The sequence below is a fragment of the Agrobacterium tumefaciens genome (genome assembly GCA_025560025.1).
GTDB lineage: Bacteria > Pseudomonadota > Alphaproteobacteria > Rhizobiales > Rhizobiaceae > Agrobacterium.
The window spans coordinates 1,481,795-1,507,338 of sequence record CP048486.1 but is presented as its reverse complement, the minus strand read 5'-3'; the positions used below and the strand labels follow the sequence as shown (position 1 = coordinate 1,507,338).

Here is a 25,544-nt window from a genome sequence, read left to right as displayed (position 1 = left end):
GATGCAGGCTCTCCTGAAATACATCGCGAAGCGTCTGTTATGGACGCTTCCCACCCTGCTGCTGGTCGCCGTCATCGTATTCTTCATGGTGCGAATGATCCCCGGTGATCCCGCCCAGCTTATCCTTGGCGACGGGGCGACGCCTGACGAGCTTGCGCACCTTCGCGCCGCGCTCGGGCTGGACCAGCCGGTGCCGGTGCAGTTCGGATATTGGCTTGGTCATGTGCTGGAAGGCGATCTCGGGCACTCGATCTCCAATGGTGTGCCAGTGTTGAGCCTGATGCTCGACCGTTTCCAGGTAAGCGCGACGATCGTTCTCGTTGCCGTCGGACTTGCGACGCTGATCGCACTTCCAGCCGGGCTTGTTGCCGCATGGCGGCAGAACAGCACTCTGGACGTGACGATCGTCGCCGCGTCCACGCTGCTGATGTCCGTCCCGAGCTTCTGGCTGGGTCTGGTGCTGCTGCTTGTCTTCGGGCTGAAGCTCGGCTGGCTGCCGGTGGTAGGCTTCGTGCCCTTCACCGAGAACCCGTGGACGGCGCTTACCTATATCGTGCTGCCTGTCACGACACTGATGCTGATCGAAGTCGGCGTGCTGACCCGCATGATGCGGGCCAGTGCAATCGAGGTGTTGCGCCTTGAATACGTGATGCACGCCCGCGCCAAGGGTCTTTCCGAACGCAAGGTGCTGCTGCGGCATGTGCTGCCCAACGCGTTTGCGCCGACCTGGACAATGATCGGCCTCGTTCTCGGCGGTCTGCTCGGCGGTATCGCCGTTCTCGAAACAGTTTTCACTCTGCCCGGCCTCGGGCGCCTACTCGTCGAAGCGATCTTCGCTCGCGACTATCCGGTGGTGCAAGGATGTCTGCTCTTTACAGCCCTGATCTACGTGCTCGTCAATCTGATCGTAGATCTCTGCTATCCCTTCTTCGATCCGCGGGTCGCCGCCTCATGATGCGGCAACCTCTGAATCAGGCGATCGGTACGCTGCTGCTCCTCTTCATCGGCGTCATGGCCGCGCTTGCGCTGGTCTGGACGCCGCACGACCCGGCCGCGATCAAGCTGGCCGCCCGTCTTCAGGCGCCTTCGGGCCAGCATTGGCTGGGCACCGACGAGTTTGGCCGCGACGTGATCTCGCGACTGATGGCCGGTGCTTCCCAGAGCATGATTGTCGCGGCGCTGACCGTCGTTTTCGCCGTGACCGTCGGAACGGTGATCGGCCTCGTGGCGGGCTATGTCCGCGGCCTCGTGGACCGCGTGCTGATGGTTTTCAGCGATGCGGTGCTTGCCTTCCCCGGCACGCTTCTGGCGCTCGGCCTGATGGTGATCGCCGGGCCGAACAAATACGGCATCATCCTGGCGCTCGGTATCGCCTATTCGCCCTCCGTGCTCAGAATTGTACGTGGAAGCGTGCTTTCGGCGCGCGAGCGGGAATATGTCGAAGCATCGCGGGTCATCGGCAATTCCGAATTCGCCACCATGTTCCGGCATGTTCTGCCAAACTGCGTGGCGCCCATTGTCGTACTGGCGACCTCCATGTTCGGCTGGGTGGTGCTGGCGGAAAGCGGCCTCAGCTTCCTCGGACTTGGCGTGCCGCCACCGGCGCCGACCTGGGGCAATATGCTGGCCTCTGCCCGCCCCTATATCGAGAAGGCACCCTGGCTCGGTCTTGCCCCCGGCGTCTGCATCTCGATGACGCTACTTGGAATCAACCTCTTGGGCGACGCGCTGCGCGACCGCTTCGATCCTAGAATGGAGCAGAAATGATGTCTGACGCCACGACCAGTCCGCTGCTCAGCGTGCGCGACCTCTGTGTCCGCAGCTCCGGCGATCTCTCCATCCTCGATAACATCTCCTTCGATGTCGGCAAGGGCGAGATCGTCGCCCTGGTCGGGGAAAGCGGCAGCGGCAAGACGGTCGCGGCGCGTGCGGCAATGCAGTTGCTGCCAAAAGCGATCCGGCCGGTTTCGGGCGAGATCCTGTTCGAAGGCCGCAATCTTCTTGCCATGAACAATGCCGAAATCCGCGAGGTGCGTGGCGCCAGGATCGGCATGGTATTTCAGGAACCGATGGTTTCGCTGAACCCGGCAATGACCATCGGCGCGCAGCTTGTCGAGGGACTGCGCCTGCATGAGGCCTTGAGCGTCGAGGAGGCACGCAAACGCGCCGCCGAAATGCTGGCCCGTGTGAAAATTCCCGATCCGGAATCCTGTCTTGCGGCCTTCCCGCACCAGTTTTCCGGCGGCATGCGCCAGCGCATCATGCTCGCCTCGGTCATGCTGCTGCGCCCCCGTCTGCTGATCGCCGACGAGCCGACGACCGCGCTCGATACGCTGACCCAGCGCGAGGTGCTGGAGGTGATGGTCGATCTGACCCGGACCTACGGAACGGCCGTCCTTCTCATTACCCACAATCTCGGGCTCGTCGCACAATATGCGAAGAAGGTTGTGGTCCTCCAGCGCGGCAAGCTGATCGAATCCGGCCCGGTGGAAGAGGTCCTCTATAAGCCGAAGGAAACCTATACCCGCACGCTGATCGACGCACTGCCCAAGCGTGACCATGGCCGCAAGCCGGTTGCCGACACTGCTCCGCTGATCGAGGCGAAGAATGTCGCCGTGACCTATGCGGGTGCGGGGAACATCTTCTCGAGCGCCGAAAAGAAACTCGCGGTCAAGGGCGTATCGCTTGCCGTCAAGCCGGGCGAAGTCGTGGCCGTGGTCGGTGGTTCCGGCTCCGGCAAGACGACGCTTGGTCGCGCCATGATCGGGCTTCTGCCGCTTTCGGGCGGTGACGTGCATTTTCGCGGCCGCTCCATGGCCGGTGCAGACCGGGCGACCGCCCGCGATTTCCGCCTGTCCTGTCAGCTGGTGTTCCAGGATCCGTACTCGTCACTCGATCCGCGTCAGACAATTGCCGAGATTGTCGGCGAGCCGCTCCAGCATGGACCGAAGATGAGCCGCGCCGAAAAGACCGAGCGTGTGGCCGAGATACTCAACGAAGTGGGTCTCTCCGGCTTCGGTGGTCGCTATGCCCATGCTCTTTCCGGCGGGCAGCGCCAGCGCGTGGCCATTGCCCGCGCCGTCATCCGCAATCCGGCCTTCGTCGTTGCCGACGAGCCAGTGTCGGCGCTTGACATGACCATTCAAAAACAGGTGCTCGACCTCTTCCGCAGCCTGCAGGAAAATCACGGCTTCGCCTGCATGTTCATTTCGCACGATCTTGGCGCCGTTTCGCGCGTCGCCGACCGCATCGTCGTGATGGAGCAGGGTCTGATCGTGGAAGAGGGCGGTGTGGATGCCGTTCTGGACCATCCGCAGCACCCCTATACCAAGGCGCTTCTGGCTGCGACGCCAACGCTGGGCATTGCCGCATGACCACGCTCGATACCCTTTCCGGCAAACTCGACGTCGCTGGCCAGAAGCTGCGCTTCATCGATCTGCCGCGCATCTTCGGCGACGAACTGAAAGCCTTTCCGATGGCGATGCGCATCATCATCGAAAACGCCCTGCGCAATGCGCCGGAAGAGGCAGCGACACTGATCGCCGCGTTTCGAGGCTGGCTAGAAACCCGTACCAGCACGGCGGAGATCGCCTTTTATCCATCGCGCCTCTTGATGCACGACACGACCTGCGTGCCTGCACTGGTGGACATGGCGGCACTGCGTTCGGAGCTCGCCGAAGCCGGGATTGACCCGGCGCGGCTGAACCCAGGGCTGAAGATCGACGTTTCGACTGATCACTCCATTGCCGTCGATGCCTATGGTTCGGCGGATGCGCTGCGCATCAATGTCGCAAAGGAAATCGAGCGCAATGCCGAGCGTTACCGCCTGATGAAATGGGCGACCGGCGCTTTCGACAATCTGCGTGTCCACCCGCCCGGAACGGGCATCATGCACACCATCAACATGGAACAGCTCGCGACCGTGGCCACGATCCGCCAGATCGGCGCGGCCGACTGGGCCGTTCCCGATACGCTGATCGGCACCGACAGCCACACGCCGATGGTCAACGGTATGGGCGTGCTGGGTTGGGGCGTGGGTGGTATAGAGGCCGAAAGCGTCATGTTCGGCATGCCTGTGATGCTGCGTATTCCCGATATCGTCGGCGTGCGGCTCCTCGGCAAACTTCAGGAAGGCGCAACCGCCACCGATCTTGCACTGGCAGTAACGCAGGCCCTGCGCCGCCACGGTATTTCCGGCGAATTTGTCGAATTCTTCGGTCCCGGCGTCTCCACGCTTTCCGTCGGCGACCGCGCCGTGGTTGCCAACATGGCGCCGGAATACGGCGCTTCGAGTGGTTATTTCCCGATCGATACAAATACGATCGGTTATCTCGCCGCCACGGGACGCATGCGTGAAAACCTGCATCTCGTGGAGGCGCTTGCCGTCGGCCAGGGCCTCTGGTTCGAGCCGGAGGTTTCGCCGCGCTATACATCGACGCTCGATATCAACCTGTCACAGATCAAGACCTCGCTTGCCGGTCCGCGCCGCCCGCAGGATCGCATCGCACCTGCCGAGATGCGACCCACACTCGAAAGGGCCTATGGCCGCGCGCTTGGCGAAGCCCATGACGGCGAGGTGCCGGATGGCGCCATCGCAATCGCGGCGATCACCAGCTGCACGAACACGACAGACCCGCGCCTGCTTGTCGCAGCGGGGCTCGTTGCCCGCAAGGCCCGCCGCTTCGGGCTGAAGCCGCCTCAATGGGTGAAAACATCGCTCGCACCCGGCTCCCCTGCCGCCGGTCGTTACCTCCGGCGCACCGGCCTGCTGGACGATCTGTCCGCCACCGGATTCGATATTGTCGGCTTTGGTTGCACCACCTGCATTGGCAATTCGGGCGCCCTGACACCGGACGCGGCAGCTGCCGCCGAGAAGGGCACGATGCTGGCGGCTGTGCTCTCCGGCAATCGCAATTTCCCCGGCCGCATTCATCCGCAGATCGAGGCGGGCTATCTTGCCTCGCCGCCGCTCGTGGTGGCCTATGCGCTGGCTGGCAGCGTGAAGCAGGACATAACGGCAGAACCGATCGGCCACGGGCCGGATGGCGCCGCCGTCTTCCTGCATGACCTCTGGCCATCCAGCGCCGAGATCGATGCCATGCTGGCTCAGACCGCCGCGCCTGGCGATTTCAGCGCTGCCTTTACGGAAGCTACGGCCAACAAGGCATGGGCCGGGCTACAGGCCCCGGATGGAGTGCTGTTTCCCTGGGATGAGGCCTCGACCTATGTCCGCCGTCCACCATTTGTCTCCTTCTCGCAGAAAAGCAGGCTCGGCAATTATGCGGCAACGCCGCTGCTGATCCTCGGCGACGACATCACGACGGATCACATTTCGCCTGCCGGTCAGATTCCACTTTCCGGCGCCGCAGGCCATTACCTGACCGAGCGTGGTGAAGACCCTCAGGATCTCAATGTCTTCGCCTCCCGGCGCGGAAACTGGGAAGCGATGCTGCGCGGCCTTTTCACGAACCCGACGCTCCGCAACCTTATCGATGAAGCCCTGCCTGCAGGCACGACCCGGCATGCACCTTCCGGCGATATTGTTCCCCTGATGGAAGCGGCAGCCCGATACGAACGCGATGGCATTTCAACGGTGATCCTCGCCGGTAAACGGTACGGCACAGGCTCCTCCCGCGACTGGGCGGCGAAAGGCGTGGCGTTGCTGGGCGTGCGGGCTGTGCTTGCCTCGAGCTTCGAGCGTATCCACCGTTCGAACCTCATCGGCATGGGCATTCTGCCTGTCCTGCTGCCGCCGGACCTCACCTCGCGCAGCCTTGCTGATGAGGCGCCACGGCACATCGGTATCGATGCGGCTCCCGAAACCCTGCGGCCGCGCGGCACGCTTTTCGTCACGGTTGAAGCCGGCAATGGTACGACTTTCAGCCTCGATTGCCGGCTGGCGATCGAAACGGAACTGGAAATCGCAACATTGCGGGCAGGCGGCATTCTTCCCTCCATCCTGACGCGGATTGCGGCGGACGAAGGGGCTGCGCAATGGCCCCAGGCCGAGAATTCCCACTAAAGCATTTGCGCTTTCGCTGAAGCGCAAATTCTAATTCGTTGTTTTACGCGTTTCCGGCAAAGCAGTTTCACGCTTTTGCTGGAAATGCTCTGGCAGGACCGACAAGATGCAGAACTCCCAATCCGTCTGGAACATCGTTGATGAAAAATCCCCGGCCTTCTTCGACCTTAGCGACCGCATCTGGGATATGCCGGAAACCAATTACGAGGAGTACCGCTCCTCTGCCGAGCACCTGCAACTCCTGAAGCAGGAGGGTTTCCGGGTAAGCCACGGCATTGCGGGCATTCCGACGGCGATCATGGGCGAAGCCGGCAATGGCGGGCCGGTCATCGCCATTCTCGGTGAATATGACGCATTGCCGGGGCTGAGCCAGGAGGCGGGTGTCGCCGAGGAAAAACCGCTGGTTTCCGGCGGCAATGGCCATGGCTGCGGTCACAATCTTCTCGGTTCCGGTGCCATGCTGGCGGCTGCGGCCGTGAAGGACTACCTTGCAGCCGAGGGAATTGAGGGGCGTGTTCGCTATTACGGCTGCCCGGCCGAAGAAGGCGGCTCTTCCAAGGGTTTCATGGTGCGTGCGGGCGTGTTCGATGACGTCGATATCGCAATTTCCTGGCATCCCGCCGCGTTTACCGGCGTCAACAATCCGATCTCGCTTGCGTGCAGCGAAATGGTCTTCCATTTCACCGGGCGCGCCGCCCATGCCGCCGCCGTGCCGCACCTCGGCCGTAGCGCGCTCGATGCGGTGGAACTGATGAATGTCGGCGTCAACTATCTGCGCGAGCATATGCCCTCGACGGCGCGTATTCACTATGCGATCACCGATACCGGCGGCCATGCGCCAAACGTGGTGCAGGCGAAAGCGGCGGTGCGTTATCTCGTTCGGTCGCGCACGCTGCCCGATCTTCTGGCGCTGGTAGCGCGCGTTCGCAAGGTGGCCGAAGGTGCGGCGCTGATGACGGAGACGTCGATGCGCCAGGAAATCCTGACCGGCGATGCCAATCTCGTCGGTAATGCACCGCTGGAACAGTGCATGCATGCGCAGCTCGAACGGCTTGGACCTGCGCATTTCGATGCGCAGGACCGCGATACCGCCCGCGCATTTCAGGCGACGTTTACGCGGGAGGATATCCTGACCTCCTATGCCCGCTTCCACCTGCCGCCGAAGTTTGACGAGCCGCTCTCTGACGAGATCGTACCGCTTTATGCCGGTGATGGCACATTGGTCGGCTCCACCGATGTCGGCAGTGTCAGCTGGGTGGTTCCGACCGTGCAGTTGCGCGGCACGACCTATGCCATCGGCACACCCGGCCACTCGTGGCAACTCGTCGCGCAGGGCAAGCTGCCCACCGCCCACAAGGGCATGGCCCATGCGGCGAAGATCATGGCGTCGACGGCGATAGAGCTGATCGCCAACCCTGCGCTTGTCGCCGACGCCAAGGCTGACCATCGTGCCCGCCTTGCCGAAACGCCCTTCATCAATCCGATCCCCGATGACGTGATGCCGCCAATCCCTGCACAACCCGAATCCTGGAGCCTTGCAGGTTGACGCGGACCATTCTGGCCTTCGGCGACAGTCTGACATGGGGCGTCGATCCCGGTCGTGGACGGCATGCCCACGAGGACCGCTGGCCGACGGTGCTGGAAAGGCTGTTGCCTGGCACGCGGGTTATCCCGGAGGGCTTGCCGGGCCGTACAACGGCTTTTGACGATGCAAACGGTGCGGCGGACCGCAACGGTGCGCGCATCCTGCCTGTTCTGCTCGGCAGCCACTATCCGCTCGATCTTGTGGTGATCCTGCTCGGAGCGAACGATCTGAAGCAGGATATTTGCGGCCACGCTGCTGGTACGGCTGGCGGCATGGCGCGTCTTGTGAAGATCGTCAGGACCTTCCCTTATGACTATGGCTATACCGCCCCGCAAATCCTGCTCGTCAGCCCACCGCATTTCCGCATTCCGGACAATGGCGGATTGAGGGGCGGTCGGCTTGTCGAAGAATCCAAAAAGCTTGCTGGTCATTATCGTGCCGTTGCAGATGAAAACGGCTGTGGTTTCTTCGATACGGCTGTTACCGCGCAGACCTGTTCGTTCGACGGCATTCATCTGGACGCGAAGAATACTCGCCAGATCGGCATCGGCATCGCCGGATTTATCAGATTGACCTACTGTTAGCCACGCTCGTCTTGTCTCTGATACCGGGGTCGAGCGAACTCTTCAATTTGCGGTCTCAGCCATGTCGAAACTTGCTCTTTAGCCATTGGTGCATGGATGAGGCTCCGGCCAGCAGAGAACCGCCCTCTACTGGGACACCCCCAGTGAGCGAAGTGACGAGAGCTCCCGCTTCCTCTGCGAGAAGCTTGCCGGCGGCGTAATCGTAATGGCTGAGGCCATCCTCGAAATATCCATCGAGCCTGCCTGCCGCCACATAGGCGAGATCAAGCGCCGCCGACCCGAGCCGTCTCACGCCTGCTGTCTCGTTTGTGATGTCGTCCAAAGCAAGGAAGAAGGTGCTGCGCTCGATTGCCGTCAACTGTCCGCGGATCGGCATCGATAGGGAGACGATAGCCTCTTCCGGCCGCTTGTCCTCCAACGTAGCCAATTCTCTACCGTTCAGCCGGGCGCCCTCGCCTCGAACCGCGGTGAACATTTCGTCGCGCAATGGGTCAAGGACCACGCCCAGTAGTTCGCCTGCATCGTCGCACAGAGCGATGCTCACGGCAAAATAGGGGATGCCCCAGATGAAGTTGCTCGTTCCGTCGAGCGGATCCACGACCCAGCGGCGCTGCGCATCGCCCTTACGGACACCGGTTTCCTCACCAACGAAGCCATAGCTATCTCCTGCCTTTGCCAGGACGGCGGCAATCGCCTCCTCCGCGGCGAGATCAGCTCTGGATGCATAGTCTCCCAGCGCCTTTCGCTGAATACTCGTCTGCGGCAGAGCGCCAAAATGTGTCTTCAATTCAGCGCCGCCAGCAAGTGCGGCGGAAGATGCCAACTGCATCAGTTCGTCAAGCGACAGATCCGCCATAAGTCATGCTCCCGCGGGTAGAAAGGTTACGCTCTCGAAATCCACGCCCACGCGTGACCCGAGATCGAGCGCTCTTCGTGTTTCCACCGAAATAGTCGAACCATTCTCAAGCCGAAGGTTTTGGGTCCAGGCTTTGCCCATGAAGCGGCGGTCTTCCACCGTCGCATCGGCAAGAGCGTTGCCGCATTCGCGGATCACTACCTGTTCGGGACGCACCACGAGTGTGCCTTTGCCGCTGTGGCTCTTTCCAGTCATGGCAAACCTGGACCCATCCGCCATCACGAAGCCGGTCTCGTCAAAACTGCCTTCGAGAAAGTTGGCGCTGCCAACAAATTCCGCGACGAAGCTGTTTGCCGGTCTCGAATAGATGGTCTCCGGATCTGCGAGTTGTTGCACGATGCCATTCTGCATGACGGCGATCCGGTCCGACATCTCCAAGGCCTCCTCCTGATCATGCGTGACGTAGATCGCGGTCAGGCCGAGGCGCTTCTGCAGATTGCGCAATTCATGGCGAAGGGTCACGCGAAGGCGCGCATCGAGATTGGACATGGGCTCATCCATGAGAAGCAGCGGCGGGTTTATGACGAGCGCGCGCGCAAGCGCGATGCGCTGCTGCATGCCACCGCTCATTTCTGCAGGAAAGCGCTTTTCAACGCCATGAAGCTCGACTTGTGCCAATGCGGCCTGAACTCTTTGGGCAATTTCGCCTTTGGAAAATTTGCGCAACTTCAGCCCGTAAGCAACATTATCGAACACGGTCTGGTTCGGCCAAAGCGCATAGTTCTGGAAGACGAACCCGATATTCCTGTCCCAGGCGGGAAGCGTGGTCACGTTCTGTCCGTTGAACAGGATCTTCCCGCCATTGATCGGGTGAAAGCCTGCAATGGCGCGCAACAGCGTGGTCTTGCCGCAGCCGGATGGTCCGAGCAGCGTGAAGAATTCACCGGGCCTGATCGTGAAACTGATGTCTTTCAGAACCGCGTGATTGCCGAAGGTCTTGGAGACAGCGTCGATGACGACCTCGCAGCCCTGGGTTGGAGTCTTGGAAGATGAGGTTTCAACCACCGGATTTTCCTCGAATTTGGCCGTAACGGACAATGAAATAGAGCGGGATATAAATGATCAGCATTAGCAGGATGGTCTGCGCCGCGGAGACACCGAAATCGGCATCCACCAACGTGTTCTCGAAGATCACGGCCGTCATTGGCTTCCATGGCGGGCGATAGAGAACGATGGTGGAAGACAGCTCCGTGACGATGTGAAGAAAGGTCAGCGTCGCTCCTGTCACGGCGCCCGCAAGCACTAGTGGTGCGGTAATGGTGACGAACACCCTGAGTGGCCGCGCTCCAAGGCTGATCGCCGCCTCTTCGAGTGCGGGATGAACCCGCCGCAGCGCGGCCTCTGATGCCTTCACTGTGAAGGGCAGGTTGCGGATGAGATAAGCAAGGACGAGGATGAACCATGTGCCGGTCAGCTGCAGCGGTGCCTTGTTGAACATCATGATCAGGCCGATACCAAGCACCGTGCCGGGAATGACGTAAGGCATCATGACGGTCAGGCTGAGAACAGGGGCGATGACCCGGTAGCGCTTGCGGATAATCACATAGGCGATCCCCAGACCAATCGCGCTTGCGGCCAGCGTTCCGGCGATGCCGAGCGACAGGGTCACCCATGCCGGTCCCATGCCGGTACGCAACATGGTCGTGTAGTTTGCGAGCGTGAAGTTTGCTCTGGGCAGGCCGACACGCCATTCCATGAAGCTGGAGACCAGCACCGTGAGGTGGGGAGTGAATGCCATGAGGAGAGCAATCGTAACGGCGCCAAGCACCAATGCATGGCCAAGAGGCGAGAGCGGCTTGCGTTCCAATGCGCGTGATGAGACCACGGCGAAACCGCGGCGCGCCAGATAAATCTGCTGCGCCATCAGGAACAGGCTGGAAATAGTGATGAGGACCATCGATCCTGTTGCCGCAAGCGCCGGATTGCGGCCCGCCTCGCTGAGGAAAGAGGTGTAGATCAGAACCGGCAGGGCGTTGACATCGAGACCGATGATACGCGGCGTACCGAAATCCGACAGAGCCGCCATCGTTGCAAGATAGAGACCGGTGATGATGCCGGGAAGTGCAAGCGGAATTTCCACCGACATTCGAACGCGAGGCGGCTTGGCGCCAAGGCTTTCCGCCGCCTCGATATGGCCGGCATCCAGACTTTGAAACGAACTGTGGCTGAGCAGAAAGATGATCGGGAAGACCAGCCAGGTGATAACCCAGATGACGCCATGCAGGCCGACAATCGAGACATCGAGGCCGAGATAGTTGGTCACAACGCCATTGCGTCCAAGAAGCAGCCGCCAGGCATACGCACCGAGAAATGGCGGCGACACAGAGGCCATGGTGACGAGGAAGACGATAGCCGTGCTTCCCGCGACCCTGTAACGCGCAATAAGATAAGCGAGCGAAACGCCGATTAAGGCGGCAAGCCCGGTGGACGTCAGCGCAATCAGCAGGCTGTTTATTGTGGCGGAGAGGGTTTCCGAGCGCGTGAAGAAATCGATGTAGTGGATTGGAGAGAGCGACAACGCCTTGTTTTCGAAGGTGATGTAGGCATTGGCGGCGTGAGACAGCAAGACGGAGTTGGCAGACTGCGCCTTGATGTCCAAAGGTGCGGGAGCGGTGGTGGCGAAGAGCCCGCGGGGCGCTTGCTGCGAGAGCGTGAACCGAGCGGAGCCCAGATCGAGTTCAAGCAGCCCGACCTCGTCCTTGCCAACCGAAATCGGCTCTTGCGAAGAGAGGCGCAGCGTTAGGTCATCCTGGACGTCGACAGTCAGACTCTCCGTCGAATTCAGCGATATGGCGAGGCCGTCAGAGCGCTTCGCCACGTCGTAGCGGCTGGTCATTTCCGGGACGGATTGTAGTCCATCTTTATTGTGCAACAGGGTGAAACGACCGCCCTCCTCGAGGAGGGAGGCGGCCATCAGACGAATTTGCGGGACGATAATCGTCAGGCCGCAGACCACGAGCGCGACGATGGAAAAGATAAGCCAATTGTCGCGCAGCACCTTCATTTCCCGCGAAGCTCCTGGAAGCGAGCGACGACGACGGGGCGCGGATCGACCGCGGAGACGATTGTCAGAGAGGACATGTCGGGCAGGATGGCTGGTGGTGTTACGTCCTTGCGTGCCGAACGGCGAACAGTGGCGTCGCGAACGATTTCATGCGCAGTCTTGCTGCCGAGGAAATCGATGAAGCTCTTTGCGTCGTCGATGTGCTGCGCACCCTTGACGATGGCCTGGGCATCGATCTGACCGGTAACGGCATCGGTCGGATAGACGATATCGATCGACAGACCCTGGGCCTTCCACTTGGCGCCGAGATCCTCGTTGATCCAGCCAACGGCTGCTTCCCCGTCACGCACTGCGTTAAAAGCGTCATCGGAGCCGGGTGCGATGCGCGTACCCTTGACCATTTGACCGACGAAATCCCAACCGAAATTGCCGGCAAGGGCAGAAAGGATGACGTAGCCTGTACCGGATTTCGCCGGGTCTGGAATAATCAGGCCACCGTCCTTTGCGAAGTCATGCGAGACGAGATCCTTCTGTGTCTTGGGTATCGAGCCTGCCCCTACACGTTTGGTGCTGACGATCAACGGCTGCAGCAGCACCGTGAACGGATGCCAGATGTGATTGGGATCGGTCGTCACCATGTCGGCGTCGGACTTGCTCTCGTAAGCCTGGAAGAGCGTGGCATTTTCTTCGAAGGTCTGCGTCGGTCCGCCCCACATGACGTCTGCCGAGGAATTGCCACCTTCGGCGCGAAGACGCTCGATGAGTTCGCCCGTTCCGCCGCGCACGACGGTCACCCTCACATCCGGATTTGCCTTGGCGAAAGCATCGAGGATGGGAGCCGATGTTGCCTCCCCATGAGCGGTGTAGACGACCAGTTCCCCGGCATTCGCAACACTGATGATTGATGCCGACGCCAACGCGCCCGCTATGATCCGCCGCAAGGTCCATTTCAGCATGACTATGTTCCCTTTTTGAAGTCACTGAGAAGAAGGCGCCTCAATTAATTCCATTAACCGGATTAAAAATCAAGCTGCCTTTTTCGCTGATTTAGGGAGTTTTCGTAACAGTATTATGACCAAAACTTGGGTCTTCGCATATCCTGAACTGCTTGACGCGTACAAAACACCCTGATAAATTCTACTTAATAGATTAAATAGGAACCAGACCCCATGAGCCTGATGGGCAGCAACCACACATATTCGGGCCGTTACAATCGTCGCCTCGTTTTCGACCTTATCCGGTCTGGCGATGGCATCAGCCGGCGGGACCTTGTTGATGTGACGGGTTTGAAACCGCAGACAATGTCCAATATCTGCAAGGACCTGATCGACCGCTCGCTGGTGGTGGAAACAATTCAACAGGAGGGTGCGCGCGGCGCACCGCAAAAGAAGTTGCGGGTTCGCGCCGAAGCGGGTTGCTGCCTGGGCATTCATGTGGATCGCGATGGGCTTTTGGGCATCGTCTGCGATCTGGCGGGACAGGAACTGGGGCGCGAAACCGCATCGGCATCGCTCGAAGATCCATCCGATACGATCCGCGCCATCGCCGACATGACGCAGCGTCTGCGCTCCGTTGCGGTGGATCGTGCCGCCTGGGGCATCGGTATTGCGATGCCGACACTGCAGGAGGCGGAATTTGAACATCCTGTCGGTCCGCCGGGCTGGAATGCGTGGAGCCGCATACCGGTGGCGGAAGCCATCGAAGATGCATGCAATCTCCCCACCATCATCGAGAATGACGCGACCGCCGCAGCGGTTGCCGAACTGAGGGCTGGCAGCGCGGCAGGACTGACCCATTACGTCCATATCTTTGTCGGACATGGACTTGGTGCCGGCATCATCAATGACAGCATGCCGCTTCAGGGATTTTGGAATAATGCTGGAGAAATCGGTCTCCTGACATGGCCTGCGGAACTCGCCAATCCAGATGCGGTGGGGCAGACCCCTTTTTCCATCGACGAGCTTGCAGCGATGCTGTCGTGCGAAAGCAGCGAGATTGCACGGCCTGGCGCATTAGAGAAACTTTACACTCAACGCGACAGTGTTCTCATGCGGTGGCTCGATCTTAATTCAAAGCGTCTGCGGTTGCTGGTTTCGCTGCTTGAAAACATCATGGACCCGCAGACCATCGTGGTCGGGGGGCATTTTCCGGCAGTCCTCACCAATTCCCTGATCGACCGGGCCTACCCCCTTTTGCCGTCCGTCAGTGCCCGCAGCCACCGGGATATTCCCCGGCTGCGTGCCGGCGCCCTGGGACTGGAGGCCGCCGCCATCGGCGCGGCCATGCTGCCCGTGATTGCCCATGGCAGCCCGGACTTCAGGCGTCTCTCATCCATGCGCGGACGCAGCCAGACTATCGATTTCGAAAGACGCTTTGATCGGGTCGCAGGCGCGCCAACGGACGACGACACGTCTTCCTGATTTGTATAACTCTCGCCGACAGGACTAAAACATGAAAATCGCAGTCGCCGGGCTTGGCTTTCGGCTTGCCAATGTCATTGCCTCCTTCCGCAAGGCCTGCCCCGAATTGGAAATCGTCGGCCTGATGGATCCCCAGCCTGCGGGACTGCCGGCCATTCTGTCTTCCGGTCTGCAGGAGCCGCAACGTTTCGAGACCATGGAGGCGATGTTGACGCAGACGCAGCCGGATCTCCTCATGGTCGGCTCGCCCAATCTTTTCCATCTGGATCATATCACCGCCGGATTGCGCGCAGGCGTACGGGTTTTCACGGAAAAGCCAGTGGTTATAGATGAAGACCAGACGATGAGGATGGCACGGCTGCTCGCTGAGTATGGCAGTGACAGCGTTATGGTGGGCCTCGTACTGCGTTATTCTGACCTCTACAGGGATCTGCGTGCGGCACAGGCTGAAGGTCACATCGGATCGATCACGTCGATTGAGGCATCCGAGCATATCGCACCTTATCACGGCGCCTTTTTCATGCGCGATTGGCGGCGGCATACGCGCTACGCAGGCCCCTTCATCCTGGAAAAATGCTGCCACGACATCGATCTATATGGCAGCGTTGTAGGGGAGCGGGCGATGGCCGTCGCCAGCTTTGGAGGCCGAAAGTCCTTCGTTGTGGAAAACAGTCCAGATCGGCTCTCCGCGTTTCAGCAGCAGGAGTTCTATAAAAAGCCCAGCGGTTGGCTCGAGAGCGCCGCCGTCTTCGAGAGCGATGGTGACATTATCGACTATCAGACCGCGATCGTCGAATATCAGAGCGGGGCGACGATGTCGTTTCATACCAACCTCAACGTTCCCGATCAGTTTCGCCGCTTCTGCGTTATCGGCAGCAAGGGAATGGCCGAGGGTGATTTCATCCGCAATCGCTTCGAGGTTCATTCCGCCGTAACGGGTGAAAAGCTTGTCGAGCGGCGTTACGAAGGGCATGAAAGCGATCACTATGGCGCCGATGATCAGATGGCCTCGGATATCTACAGGCATCTGACAGAGGCTGCATCGTTGCCCGTCAATATCGTCGCGGCTTTGGAGGCGGGGCTCGTGGCAATCAAGATCGATGAGGCACGTCGTGCCCGACGTACCATCGAGCTTGCCGAAACCTGGCAGCGCTTCGACGACGCGCTCCATACCTCACATGCTGCTGCTTGAGGGGCGCGATTATGACCATGCCAGCCCTTTCATCGTCCGTCATCATCCGCAACGCCCAACCGTCCGATGAGGCGGCGATCCTCGACATCTGCCTGCGCACTGCCGATCGGGGTCAGGACGGATCGCATTGCTATAGCGACCCGCGACTTCCAGGTTTGGTATGGGCCCTGCCCTATGTTCGCTTCTGTGCAAAAAATGCCTTCGTGCTGACGAAGGACGGAGCCGTCATGGGCTACTGCGTCGCGGCAGCCGATACGACTACCTATGAAGACTGGCTTGAGGCCGAATGGTGGCCGCACATGCAGGAAGAGCTTCTCGATTTCTCACCACGAACGGCAGAGGATGAGAATATTCTTTCCTACATTCAAAACGCGCCACGGACACCTTCTCAGGTGAAGGACCTCTATCCCGCTCATCTGCATATCAACCTTCTGCCCGAAGTTCAAAATGGCGGTCACGGATCAATGCTACTGCGACATCAACTGGATGCGTTGCATAGGTCAGGCGTGGGAGGCGTCCATCTGGGCGTGAACCAGCACAACGAAAAGGTCGTCGGCTTTTACGCTAAATTCGGCTTCGTGGAATTGGATCGAACACCATCGATCCTGATGGGCAAGCGGCTAGTTAGATGAACTAGTAAGGCGCGTCACAATCCTTCATATCCCGTCTTGACGCTAGAACGACCCTATTTTCACAGTTGTAATCCTGAGACCGCTTAACGCCTTCGTGCAACAAATTTTAGGAGGCAAACTGACCTCTAATAGCCCGCCACCTTATCGCATATTGGCTTTGCTCTTGATGCAAATCGAATCTGCGACCCGCCAGTAGTCGCGGAGGCTCTGAATGTTTAACGAAAGTCGATTCACTCTCGCCAGATTTCCATTTTCCAACGCGAGGTCGAGCGCTTGATGGACATGCGGCGAAACAGCCATCATAGTGTCAAAAAAGAGCGGCGCTCCGAACTGGTCTGCTAAACGGCATTATCGGCAAAATCCGGCGAAGCATCTGCGCCGATCTGAACCGCGTGGGAGGGTAAGTCGCGCAGTACGATCTGCGGGCAGATGAACAGCCTGAAACAAAAAGTGGCGAGATAACAGAAGAAATTATCAAACGTCCTATCGTCACTTGTGGACGGACCTACGGGCGAAGCAAGAGTTCTCAAAATCATCCGCGCTTGAGTCATTACGGGTTCGATCTGCCTGGTGGCTCGGATGCCCTTCTCACATCAACGGATTGTGCGGTTCTGGAGGATAAGGCTAATGGAATTGAGATTTCTCAGTGAGGCTTTTCTCGCCTTCATCCTTTCCGCCGCAATCGTCTCCGCCCAGCAGGCGTCAGACACGGTGGCGCCCGAGAAAGCCACGGTGGTCGCAACTGCCAAACGTGTCGAGTCAAGGAGATTTATGGTCGCGGCAGCCAATCCGCTGGCGGCTGTGGCGGGACGCGACGTGATTGCTAAGGGCGGCAACGCCATAGATGCGATGGTGACGGTGCAGACCGTGCTCGGCCTCGTTGAACCACAGAGTTCTGGTCTCGGCGGCGGCGCATTCCTCGTCTATTACGACGCAAAAACCCGCAAGCTGACGACGTTGGACGGCCGGGAGACAGCGCCGATGGAAGCGACGCCAAAGCTCTTCCTGGATAACAACGGTCAGCCGCTAAAATTCATGGACGCAGTGGTCGGCGGTCGCTCTGTTGGCACGCCAGGAACGGTGCGACTTCTGGAGGAGGCTCACAAACGCTATGGAAAGGCAGAATGGGCAAGCCTGCTGAAGCCGGCGGAAACGCTGGCGAGCGAGGGCTTCAAAGTGTCGCCGCGTCTTGCCTCCCTGATAGCGTCGGAGGGAGAACGGTTGAAGAAATATGCGGAACCCCGCTCCTATTTCTTTGACACGTCCGGGGTCGCCCTCCGGAACGGTGCCTTGTTGAAGAACCCCGCTTACGCTGAGACGCTTTCTGCGCTTGCAAAAGGCGGCGCCGATGCCTTTTACAAGGGGCCAATTGCCGAGGCGATCGTCAAGACTGTGCGCGAGGCAGCCGACAATCCCGGCGTGCTGTCGCTGGCCGATCTTTCCAATTATCGCGTCATCGAACGTGAGCCACTCTGCTTTATCTATCGTGGTCTTGACGTTTGCGGCATGGGAGCGCCATCGTCGGGTGGCATCGCCGTTGGCCAGATTCTCGGCATCGCGGAGAATTTTGATCTCAAAACCCCGGGGCCAGAAAATGTTGCCAGTTGGCGCATTATCGGCGATGCACAGCGTCTCGCCTTCGCCGACCGCGAGCGTTACGTCGCCGACGCCGATTTCATGCCGCTACCGCTCAAGGGTCTGTTGGACAAGTCCTATCTGGGCGAGAGGGCAAAGCTGCTCGACGGCGACAAGGCGTTGGCAAACGACACCGTCAAGGCCGGCGAGCCGGAATGGGACCACGCGCTACTTTTCGGCCGGGATGCCGCACTCGAGTTGCCTTCTACAAGTCATTTTGTCATCGTTGACACGGAAGGCAGCGTGGTCTCGATGACGACGACGATCGAAAATGGCTTTGGCTCGCGTCTCATGACGAACGGCTTTCTGCTCAATAATGAGTTGACGGATTTTTCCTTCAAGACCCGTGACGGCGGCCTGCCGATAGCCAACCGCGTCGAGCCCGGCAAACGGCCGCGCTCCTCCATGGCGCCGACGATCGTGATGAAGGACGGCAAGCCGCTGCTCGCCATTGGTTCGCCTGGTGGCAGCCAGATCATTGGCTATGTGGCGCAGGCGCTGATCGCTTATATCGATTGGGGAATGCCCGTGGAGGCAATCGTCGCCCAGCCGCATCTCATCAACCGGTTCGGTACCTACGACGTTGAGGCCAACACCAGCGCTGAAAATCTGGTAGAGGGGCTGAAAGCGCTGGGCTACGAGGTTAAACCGGGTGAGATGAACTCTGGTTTACACGCTATCGAGATGACCACCCAAGGTTTGGCTGGCAGCGCCGACCCACGACGCGAGGGAATGGTTATTGGGGAGTGAGACGGCTCCGTCTGCGGAAAACGGTCGGCCTGAGAAGACTGAGCATACCGCTTGCTGGGCTAGGATCTATATCTAAGGTTTCATTTCACCAAATGACGAGCAGGCAAAAAGCAATTACGTTCAGGTCGTGACTGTGGGTTGGCACGCAGTCAGAACGACGAGCGCGACTGAGGCTATCGGTCGAAATGAGTAGGTGGTGCGATGCGGAAACCGTGCTTACCATTTTCTGTTTCTGGTGTATCTGCCAAGACATGACCTATATCTTGCAGTCCGCCCATTGACCGAAGGTCGAATGCAAACCCCAGCCTGGATTTTCACCGGCCAGCATGCGGGCATAGGGCTCACTTTCCATCGCGAGAGCGCAGTGTTCCGCAATGCTATTGAAACCTGTTTTGGAGGCTTCAGCCGGAACGGCATTTCCCATCTAGTCTGCATGCCCTTCGATCCCGGCCGGGCAAGCAACCTCGACCAGACGCTCTATACACAGCCAGCGCTCCTGCGCTGGCAATATGCCCTTGCTGAGATGCTGCGGAGCTGGCATCTTGCGCCCGATCTCGTCTTCGGCAACTCGGCCGCCGAATTCGTCGCCACCGTCATCCCGCATTTGAAAGCGCGGGGGCTTGCGGCGTTCATCTTCATCGCGCAGTTTCCAGAAACCGGGATCGGCAGGGTGAGCAAGAAAGACCTGCGCGAACGGGTGAAGCAATCTCACCTTCACGCTGACCTCGACAACGGAGACCAACTCATGCCTTCAGCGAAAGACCTCGGCATCCGGGCCGAAACGCCCACCGATTGCCAAAACCTCGGCGACATCCGCCAGGCGATCGACACGATCGACCGTGCGCTTGTCGACCTGCTAGGCCTGCGCATGGGCTATGTCCTGGAGGCGGCCCGTTTCAAGCCAGACGTCGCAAGCATACCCGCGCCCGAGCGAGTCGCTGCCATGCTACCGGAACGGTGCCGCTGGGCGGAGGAAAACAAACTGGACCCGAATTTCGTCGTACCACTGTTCAGCCAGATAATTCAATGGTTTATCCAGCAGCAGATTCGCCATTGGGAACAAAAGAACGCGCCCCGGAACAAGGCGGAGTAGGACATTGTGGACGCACATTTGCCCGCAGTGGGCGCGAAGCGGCCGCTGAAATCGCGCGTTTCATCGGCACGCGGCCAATCGTTCCATTTTTGCTGCAAGCAGTGACGTCGAAGTTGTTTGGTTTTTTGGTAAAATGCGACGCCATTTGATCCAACAGGCTGTCTCCGCTTCGTCAACACCTCCTGCGAAAGTGTTAGCTGATACTGTTATGTGAGCGAATCCATTTGTTGCCGGGCGATGTCGAGCTTGTTTCGAAACCTCTTGCCGGTACTCGTTAGCGCCGCCTGTATTCAGAGGGTGGCGTTTCCAAAAGATGTCGTCATAGTCGATATGACCGACGACACATATGTGTTTGGTATTGCAATGAAGTGCGCCAAGGTCATCTATCCCGCTTGAAACGACGTCAGGCCAATCCGGCGAAATCTGGAGCCCCCATATTTTAATCCATGCAAAAGGTGATTACACCTATTGCAAGGGAGCGCTTGAAACCTCCACTCGAAAGTCCTTAATCTGGAGACTTGGATCAACAGAAGTTTGATCTGCTCTCGGGGTGAATCTGGGAACAAGGCTTACAACGACGTTGCTGGTCAATTCCCCGCGCAACCGTGCTTGGTTCGTTGCAGCGAACCTGAACGTCGAACCTGCCCCACCATGATGATCGCCATGATCAACAGTCAGGTTGAAGAGGGCGATGGAACCGACCTTGTAGTCGCCGGCGCCAGCCTGTTGGCCTTCCGGCAGGTTCACAAAAACGTCGAAACCGGTAAGGCCATTCGCTGGCGAATCCAGACGGACGCCTTCGAGAACGATAATGACCGATGTGGCCTCGCGCAGCGGTACAGAGCTGAACACGCTGTTCAAACGCGGATCACTGTCGCTAGGCAATGCAAACGCAAGGCTTACTCCCGACGTCGGTACGGTCACCGAGGTTGCTGCATTCAGAGCAAGAATGCTTCTGCCAAACGGGCGGGCATTCGCTGAGATTGTGCGGGAAACCGGTGGGCGCTTTGTCACCTGCGCAACTTTCTGGGAGAACGGAGCCTCCAAGCTTTCATAGACTTGGCCGAGTGGCGAGGTAGAGTTCATGTCCAGAGTGCTCGCGACTGGCTTGTAATCCGCGTCCTGATCGATAGGGAACGCGAACTTGCCAGCGGTAAACGATGCAGCCTGATCCGGCGCTTTGCGTTTGAGAGAAATCCAGGCCGTGAAGAGTCGATCGATATTGCAGTGATGTAGCCAGAATATCGGATCCCGGGCTGCGGTCGGCACGCGCCCCATATCCGATATGGCGCCGCCCGCCACGCCGATATGTATGTCACCGTGCTCACTTCCTTCTAAGCCTGTCTGGAAGCCGAAGAAAGAGGTGTCGTCGAGCGCTCCTGACGATGACGAAAACCAGACGTCATCCCCGGCTTGGACAGCTGGATCCCTATTCCTGTTGTAGAGGGAATTCTTTTCCTTCTTCCCTGCGTCTAAAAATTCTTCCCGGAAGATCGCGGGAAGGGACGGATTTTTATACCAGTCCCAATAGGGAAGCCGGAGTGTCGGGACGCCGGAAAGTTTTTGCAAATTCCTCTCTATCGCCGCCAGGTAAGCGCGGTGCCAGATGAAAAAGAGACTTTCGTCGTTATGGCACTGAGACCAGTAGGCCTTAATCGTTGCAGGCAATTTTCCGGCATCGGGATCGTTAGACGGGATCCCATGAATGGCTGCATAATTAAACCATCCAACTTTCTGATCTTTGGGACGGTCGTAAAGCTTCTGAAAAGCAAGTCGCAGCGACGCTACCTTCTGAGGGTCTTTGGAAAACGTCTCGATATCCTCCCTCGCGCCTGATCCCGCTGCACGGGCAATGTCGAAGCGATTGATGCCCATCAGGATCGCCGCCGTGGTCGCTCCTGCTACAAAACTGCGTCGATGCATGAGTTCCCCTCCATATCTTAAGCGAGTACTTTCCGCCAAATTCAACCCATAGTAAAGTAACCGTTAGCGATTTGTTTTTTCGTGATGGGCGCAAAAAGAACTGAGAGCGGCTTCGATCTGTCAAGATGGGCGGTAGAAGTTGAGGGGCCGCGCTAAACTCGTATCGGCGCCACATTTTCGGGCGCAGAGATCGATATTAAGGCAAGAACAGGGGCGTAGATCTTCTGCGCCGGGCAGACCAAGCTTCGCCAGTTGTTTGAAACGACTACCGCGGTACCGCCATCGTCCAGTCCCGGAAGCCAAGGATGAAATAGCCACTGAGGAAAACGGGTAACCTCCGCGACCACTTCCGCCTTCTCAGCCAATTTCGGTCACTGGGTTACAACTTCGCCTTATCGTAAGCGCGCCGGCGCGCTGTGATGGTGTCCAGATTGTCGTGGACCCAGAAGTTAAATCCCTCAAGGGCACGCAAAGCTCCGTGGCCGATCTCTGTCAGTTCGTATTCGACACGCGGCGGCACTTCGGGGAAATAGTGACGCACAACAAATCCTTCGCGCTCGAGATTACGCAGCGTGAGCGTCAGCATGCGCTGGGTGATCTCACCGACCTCTTTTTTCAATGTCGAAAAGCGGAGTCGATGATCTTCCGCGAGAGAAAGACGCCAAAGAACCGGCACAGTCCATTTGTCACTCAGCAGGCTGCAGACTCCGTTTGACGGGATGGGTCTGAAGTGTCTGTCGTTTTCTGATCCGCGCGATGGGCCGGCATCGATCTGCTCTTCCAAGGGTATCATCCTTGTGCCTGATGCTGAAAAATGTGCCGTCTTCCGGCAGCACTACATTCGTATATATAGACGGTCCTGGTTTAACGCGAGGGCTTCAAGTGACCAATAGAAAGCATCCCATTCTGGTTTTCGGCGCTACCGGAAGGCAGGGAGGATCTGTCGCCAAAGCGTTGCTGAAGGCAGGATGGCCTGTTCGCGCACTCGTTCTGGATTCCACCAAAGCTGCATCGCTGCAGTTACGGAATGCAGGTGTCGAGCTTGTCCAGGGTTCATTTGAAGAGACCAAAGTAATCCGCACAGCGATGAAAGACGCTTACGGTGTCTTTAGCGTACTGCCAGCCAGCCTGGCTGCCGAAGACGAAGTCCGTCATGGTATATCGATTGCGGATATCGCTGCCGAAACCGGCATCAACCATTTTGTTTATTCTTCGGGCGCCAGCGTGGGGAATGAACTGACAGGCGTTCCGCGTTTCGACGCCAAGCCTCGTATCGAAGCCCATATTCGACAGCTCGACATGACTACGACCATCATCCGGCCGATGATTTTCATGGAAATGCTGGTGAGGCCCGGCTTCGGTCTCGATGAGGGCCGGCTGGTGTCCCTGATCCGACCTGACCATTCCATCCAGCTAACCGCCGTGGAAGACATCGGCAGGTTTGTCGCTGCCGTTCTTGCCGAAAAGTCACGCTTCGGCGGCGCAACACTTAAGATCGCCAGCGATCGACTGACCGGTCCCGAGCTTGAGGCTGCCTTAAGCGCAGCAGCCGGTCGCTCGATAGCCTATGAAAGGTTTCCGGACGATGTTTTGGCTGCAAACGCTGATCTCGCGCATATGGCAGAGAGCCTGGTAGACGGGCCGCTCGCCGAGCTCGTCGATCTGAAAGTCATGCGCGAAATTAACCCCGACCTTCTCACTTTCAGGTCCTGGCTCGCTGGCAATGGGCGCAAGCTGCTCGATGCAGCCTTGCACCGTCGGTCTAGGGACATACGCCAGCCTCAATAATGACAAGCGAACCACAACGCCACCAAGCAGATGCTTGCAGTTCATCAGTCGCGCGCCAGGGCTTCGATCGGGTCCAGCTTTGCCGCATTGCGGGCAGGAAGGAAGCCGAAGACGATTCCGATCAGGGTTGAGCAGGCGAAGGCCACCATGATGGAGCCTGAAGAGAAGATCATTTTGAAATCGGGGCTCAGCAAATTGAAAAGAGCGCTGATCCCGAGGGCGAGCATCACTCCCATGAAGCCGCCGACAAGGCAAACCATGACGGCCTCGATCAGGAACTGGGAAAGGATGTCGCTGCGGCGCGCGCCGACAGCCACACGAACCCCAATCTCCTTGGTGCGTTCGGTCACGGATACCAGCATGATATTCATCACACCGATACCGCCGACAATCAGCGAGATCACGGCGACTGACGAAATTAGCAGCGTCAAAGTTTGCGTGGTGGTCTCGATAGTCTCGCGAATGGTCGCCGAGTTGGTGAGGAAGAAGTCTTTCGCGCCATGCCGACGCTCGATAAGGCGGGAAACTGCGGCCTCGACATTGCCCGGATCGACATCGTCTTTGATACGGACCGTTATGCCGTCGACATTCGGACGACCCAGCATGCGGCCCATAACGGTTGTGTAGGGCGCATAAACCGTCAACGTATCAACCGCCGGGCCGAAGGAGTTTTCCCGTTTCGTCACACCCACAACCCTCGCCGGCATTGTGCCCAGAAGGATGACCTGCCCCACCGGGTTAACCCGGTCTGGAAACAGGTCTCGCGCGGCGTTTGCATCGATCACCACATTCTGGCTGTAGGCGGTAACGTCCTGGGCGTCGAACAGTTGCCCATGCGCCAGCTCAAGGCCCCGTACACGAAAGAAGTCCGCGCCAACTCCGGTGACTGACGCATTGACGGCCACGGCGGCGCGCTTGACGGTTACACTCGTCGTGACGGTTGGTGTCACGCTGTCGACATAGGGCTGGTTCACCAGCGCTTCGGCATCGGCGGGAACCAGGGTCCGTATCTTGCCCGCTTCCAGATCGCCGAAGCCTTTACCGGCCCGCACCTCGATGGTGTTGGTGCCGAGCGAACTGATACTGCTCAGGATTTGTTGCTGCGAGCCGGCTCCCAGCGCCGAGATAGCCGCCACCGAGGCGATACCGATGATGATGCCGAGCATGGTCAGAAGCGAGCGCATCTTGTGCGCCCAGATCGCCGCGCCCGCCATACGAAAGGCTTCGGTCATCCGATCAATTGCACCACGCCAGCCAGCGCCTGGCGCGTGCTCGCGGATGGGACGGGCCGTCGCGGCGGATTTGGATATATTGCGCTCGTCGGAAATGATAACGCCGTCGCTGATCTCTACAACCCGATCCGCGTGTTCGGCGATCTTCTTGTCGTGAGTGACGAGGATGATGGTGTGCCCTTCGGCATGAAGCTCGCGCAGGATCTTCATGACTTCGGCGCCACTGTGCGTATCCAGCGCTCCGGTCGGTTCGTCGGCCAGAATTATCTCGCCGCCATTCATCAGGGCGCGGGCGATCGACACCCGCTGCTGCTGGCCGCCCGAAAGCTTGCCCGGGATATTGCCCGTCCGCTCGGCGAGGCCCAGCCGGGTCAACAAGGAGATCGCTCGCTTGTGCCGGTCGGATCGGCTGCGTCCGGCATAGATGGCCGGCACCTCGACGTTGCTGGCCGCGCTGAGATCGCCAAGCAGATGATAGCGCTGGAAGATGAAACCAAAACGCTCACGGCGTAGAGCCGCCAGTTCGTCAACGGACATCTTCGAGGTCTCGCGTCCTTCGATCCAGTAGCTGCCGTCCGTCGGACGATCGAGGCAGCCAAGGATGTTCATCAGCGTCGACTTGCCGGAGCCAGAAGCGCCGATGATGGCCATCATCTCGCCGGCCTCGATGTCGAGGTCGACGTCTTTCAGCACTCGCACCATCTCGTCGCCTGCGGGGAAAGCGCGGGATACCCCACGTACGCGGATCAGTGGTTCCGTCATAACGCG

At 59.1% G+C, this 25,544-nt stretch carries 19 protein-coding genes; 12 read left to right on the top strand and 7 right to left on the bottom strand.

Features of this window, described 5'->3' with window-relative positions; all coding sequences use genetic code 11:
- The first annotated feature begins 1 nt into the window (after position 1).
- From FY152_20855 to FY152_20830, 6 genes are all read left to right on the top strand, one after another.
- Positions 2–955: an ABC transporter permease gene (locus tag FY152_20855; GenBank protein UXS34561.1), complete on the top strand. Its 954-nt coding sequence runs from the start codon at positions 2–4 to the stop codon at positions 953–955.
- On the top strand, positions 955–1,767 hold the full coding sequence (locus tag FY152_20850; protein ID UXS35136.1) for an ABC transporter permease: 813 nt from the start codon (positions 955–957) through the stop codon (positions 1,765–1,767). Before FY152_20855 ends, FY152_20850 begins: the two co-directional genes overlap by 1 nt.
- A complete protein-coding gene (locus tag FY152_20845; GenBank protein ID UXS34560.1) occupies positions 1,767–3,374 on the top strand; it encodes an ABC transporter ATP-binding protein in 1,608 nt (535 codons plus the stop codon). Before FY152_20850 ends, FY152_20845 begins: the two co-directional genes overlap by 1 nt.
- The gene (acnA, locus tag FY152_20840; protein UXS34559.1) at positions 3,371–6,022 is read left to right on the top strand and encodes an aconitate hydratase AcnA; all 2,652 of its coding nucleotides are present in this window, start codon (positions 3,371–3,373) and stop codon (positions 6,020–6,022) included. The genes FY152_20845 and acnA overlap by 4 nt, the downstream gene beginning before the upstream one ends.
- 106 nt (positions 6,023–6,128) lie before the next feature.
- Entirely contained in the window at positions 6,129–7,568 is a 1,440-nt protein-coding gene (locus FY152_20835) for an amidohydrolase (GenBank protein UXS34558.1), read from the top strand.
- Positions 7,565–8,191: an SGNH/GDSL hydrolase family protein gene (locus FY152_20830; protein UXS34557.1), complete on the top strand. Its 627-nt coding sequence runs from the start codon at positions 7,565–7,567 to the stop codon at positions 8,189–8,191. The genes FY152_20835 and FY152_20830 overlap by 4 nt, the downstream gene beginning before the upstream one ends.
- Before the next feature lie 55 nt (positions 8,192–8,246).
- Here FY152_20830 and FY152_20825 read toward each other — a convergent pair whose 3' ends face one another.
- Genes FY152_20825 through FY152_20810 form a run of 4 tightly spaced genes read right to left on the bottom strand, consistent with a single transcriptional unit; the run spans position 8,247 to position 13,067 of the window.
- A complete protein-coding gene (locus FY152_20825; protein UXS34556.1) occupies positions 8,247–9,047 on the bottom strand; it encodes an inositol monophosphatase in 801 nt (266 codons plus the stop codon).
- Between the two features lie 3 nt (positions 9,048–9,050).
- Positions 9,051–10,112 (bottom strand): ABC transporter ATP-binding protein, encoded by a 1,062-nt coding sequence (locus tag FY152_20820; protein UXS34555.1) that lies wholly within the window; start codon positions 10,110–10,112, stop codon positions 9,051–9,053.
- Positions 10,105–12,111: an iron ABC transporter permease gene (locus FY152_20815; GenBank protein ID UXS34554.1), complete on the bottom strand. Its 2,007-nt coding sequence runs from the start codon at positions 12,109–12,111 to the stop codon at positions 10,105–10,107. The genes FY152_20820 and FY152_20815 overlap by 8 nt, the downstream gene beginning before the upstream one ends.
- On the bottom strand, positions 12,108–13,067 hold the full coding sequence (locus FY152_20810; protein ID UXS34553.1) for an extracellular solute-binding protein: 960 nt from the start codon (positions 13,065–13,067) through the stop codon (positions 12,108–12,110). Before FY152_20810 ends, FY152_20815 begins: the two co-directional genes overlap by 4 nt.
- Positions 13,068–13,280: 213 nt before the next feature.
- On the opposite strand from FY152_20810, the gene FY152_20805 reads away from it, so the two are divergent.
- The 5 genes from FY152_20805 (at position 13,281) to FY152_20785 (ending at position 19,833) form a co-directional block, all read left to right on the top strand.
- A complete protein-coding gene (locus FY152_20805; protein UXS34552.1) occupies positions 13,281–14,531 on the top strand; it encodes an ROK family transcriptional regulator in 1,251 nt (416 codons plus the stop codon).
- Positions 14,532–14,562: 31 nt separating this feature from the next.
- Positions 14,563–15,723, top strand: a complete 1,161-nt coding sequence (locus FY152_20800) for a Gfo/Idh/MocA family oxidoreductase (protein UXS34551.1) — start codon at positions 14,563–14,565, stop codon at positions 15,721–15,723.
- A gap of 11 nt (positions 15,724–15,734) precedes the next feature.
- The gene (locus FY152_20795) at positions 15,735–16,355 is read left to right on the top strand and encodes a GNAT family N-acetyltransferase (protein ID UXS34550.1); all 621 of its coding nucleotides are present in this window, start codon (positions 15,735–15,737) and stop codon (positions 16,353–16,355) included.
- A 627-nt stretch (positions 16,356–16,982) separates the two neighbouring features.
- A complete protein-coding gene (ggt, locus tag FY152_20790) occupies positions 16,983–18,740 on the top strand; it encodes a gamma-glutamyltransferase (protein UXS34549.1) in 1,758 nt (585 codons plus the stop codon).
- Positions 18,741–19,485: 745 nt separating this feature from the next.
- The gene (locus FY152_20785; protein ID UXS35135.1) at positions 19,486–19,833 is read left to right on the top strand and encodes an isochorismate lyase; all 348 of its coding nucleotides are present in this window, start codon (positions 19,486–19,488) and stop codon (positions 19,831–19,833) included.
- Positions 19,834–20,298: 465 nt separating this feature from the next.
- Here FY152_20785 and FY152_20780 read toward each other — a convergent pair whose 3' ends face one another.
- Together FY152_20780 and FY152_20775 are read right to left on the bottom strand one after the other, a co-directional pair.
- The gene (locus FY152_20780) at positions 20,299–21,756 is read right to left on the bottom strand and encodes a hypothetical protein (protein ID UXS34548.1); all 1,458 of its coding nucleotides are present in this window, start codon (positions 21,754–21,756) and stop codon (positions 20,299–20,301) included.
- A 379-nt stretch (positions 21,757–22,135) separates the two neighbouring features.
- On the bottom strand, positions 22,136–22,549 hold the full coding sequence (locus tag FY152_20775) for a helix-turn-helix transcriptional regulator (protein ID UXS34547.1): 414 nt from the start codon (positions 22,547–22,549) through the stop codon (positions 22,136–22,138).
- An 89-nt stretch (positions 22,550–22,638) separates the two neighbouring features.
- On the opposite strand from FY152_20775, the gene FY152_20770 reads away from it, so the two are divergent.
- Positions 22,639–23,544, top strand: a complete 906-nt coding sequence (locus tag FY152_20770) for an NmrA/HSCARG family protein (GenBank protein UXS34546.1) — start codon at positions 22,639–22,641, stop codon at positions 23,542–23,544.
- 44 nt (positions 23,545–23,588) lie between these two features.
- Here FY152_20770 and macB read toward each other — a convergent pair whose 3' ends face one another.
- Positions 23,589–25,538, bottom strand: a complete 1,950-nt coding sequence (gene macB / locus FY152_20765; GenBank protein ID UXS34545.1) for a MacB family efflux pump subunit — start codon at positions 25,536–25,538, stop codon at positions 23,589–23,591.
- Positions 25,539–25,544: the final 6 nt, after the last annotated feature.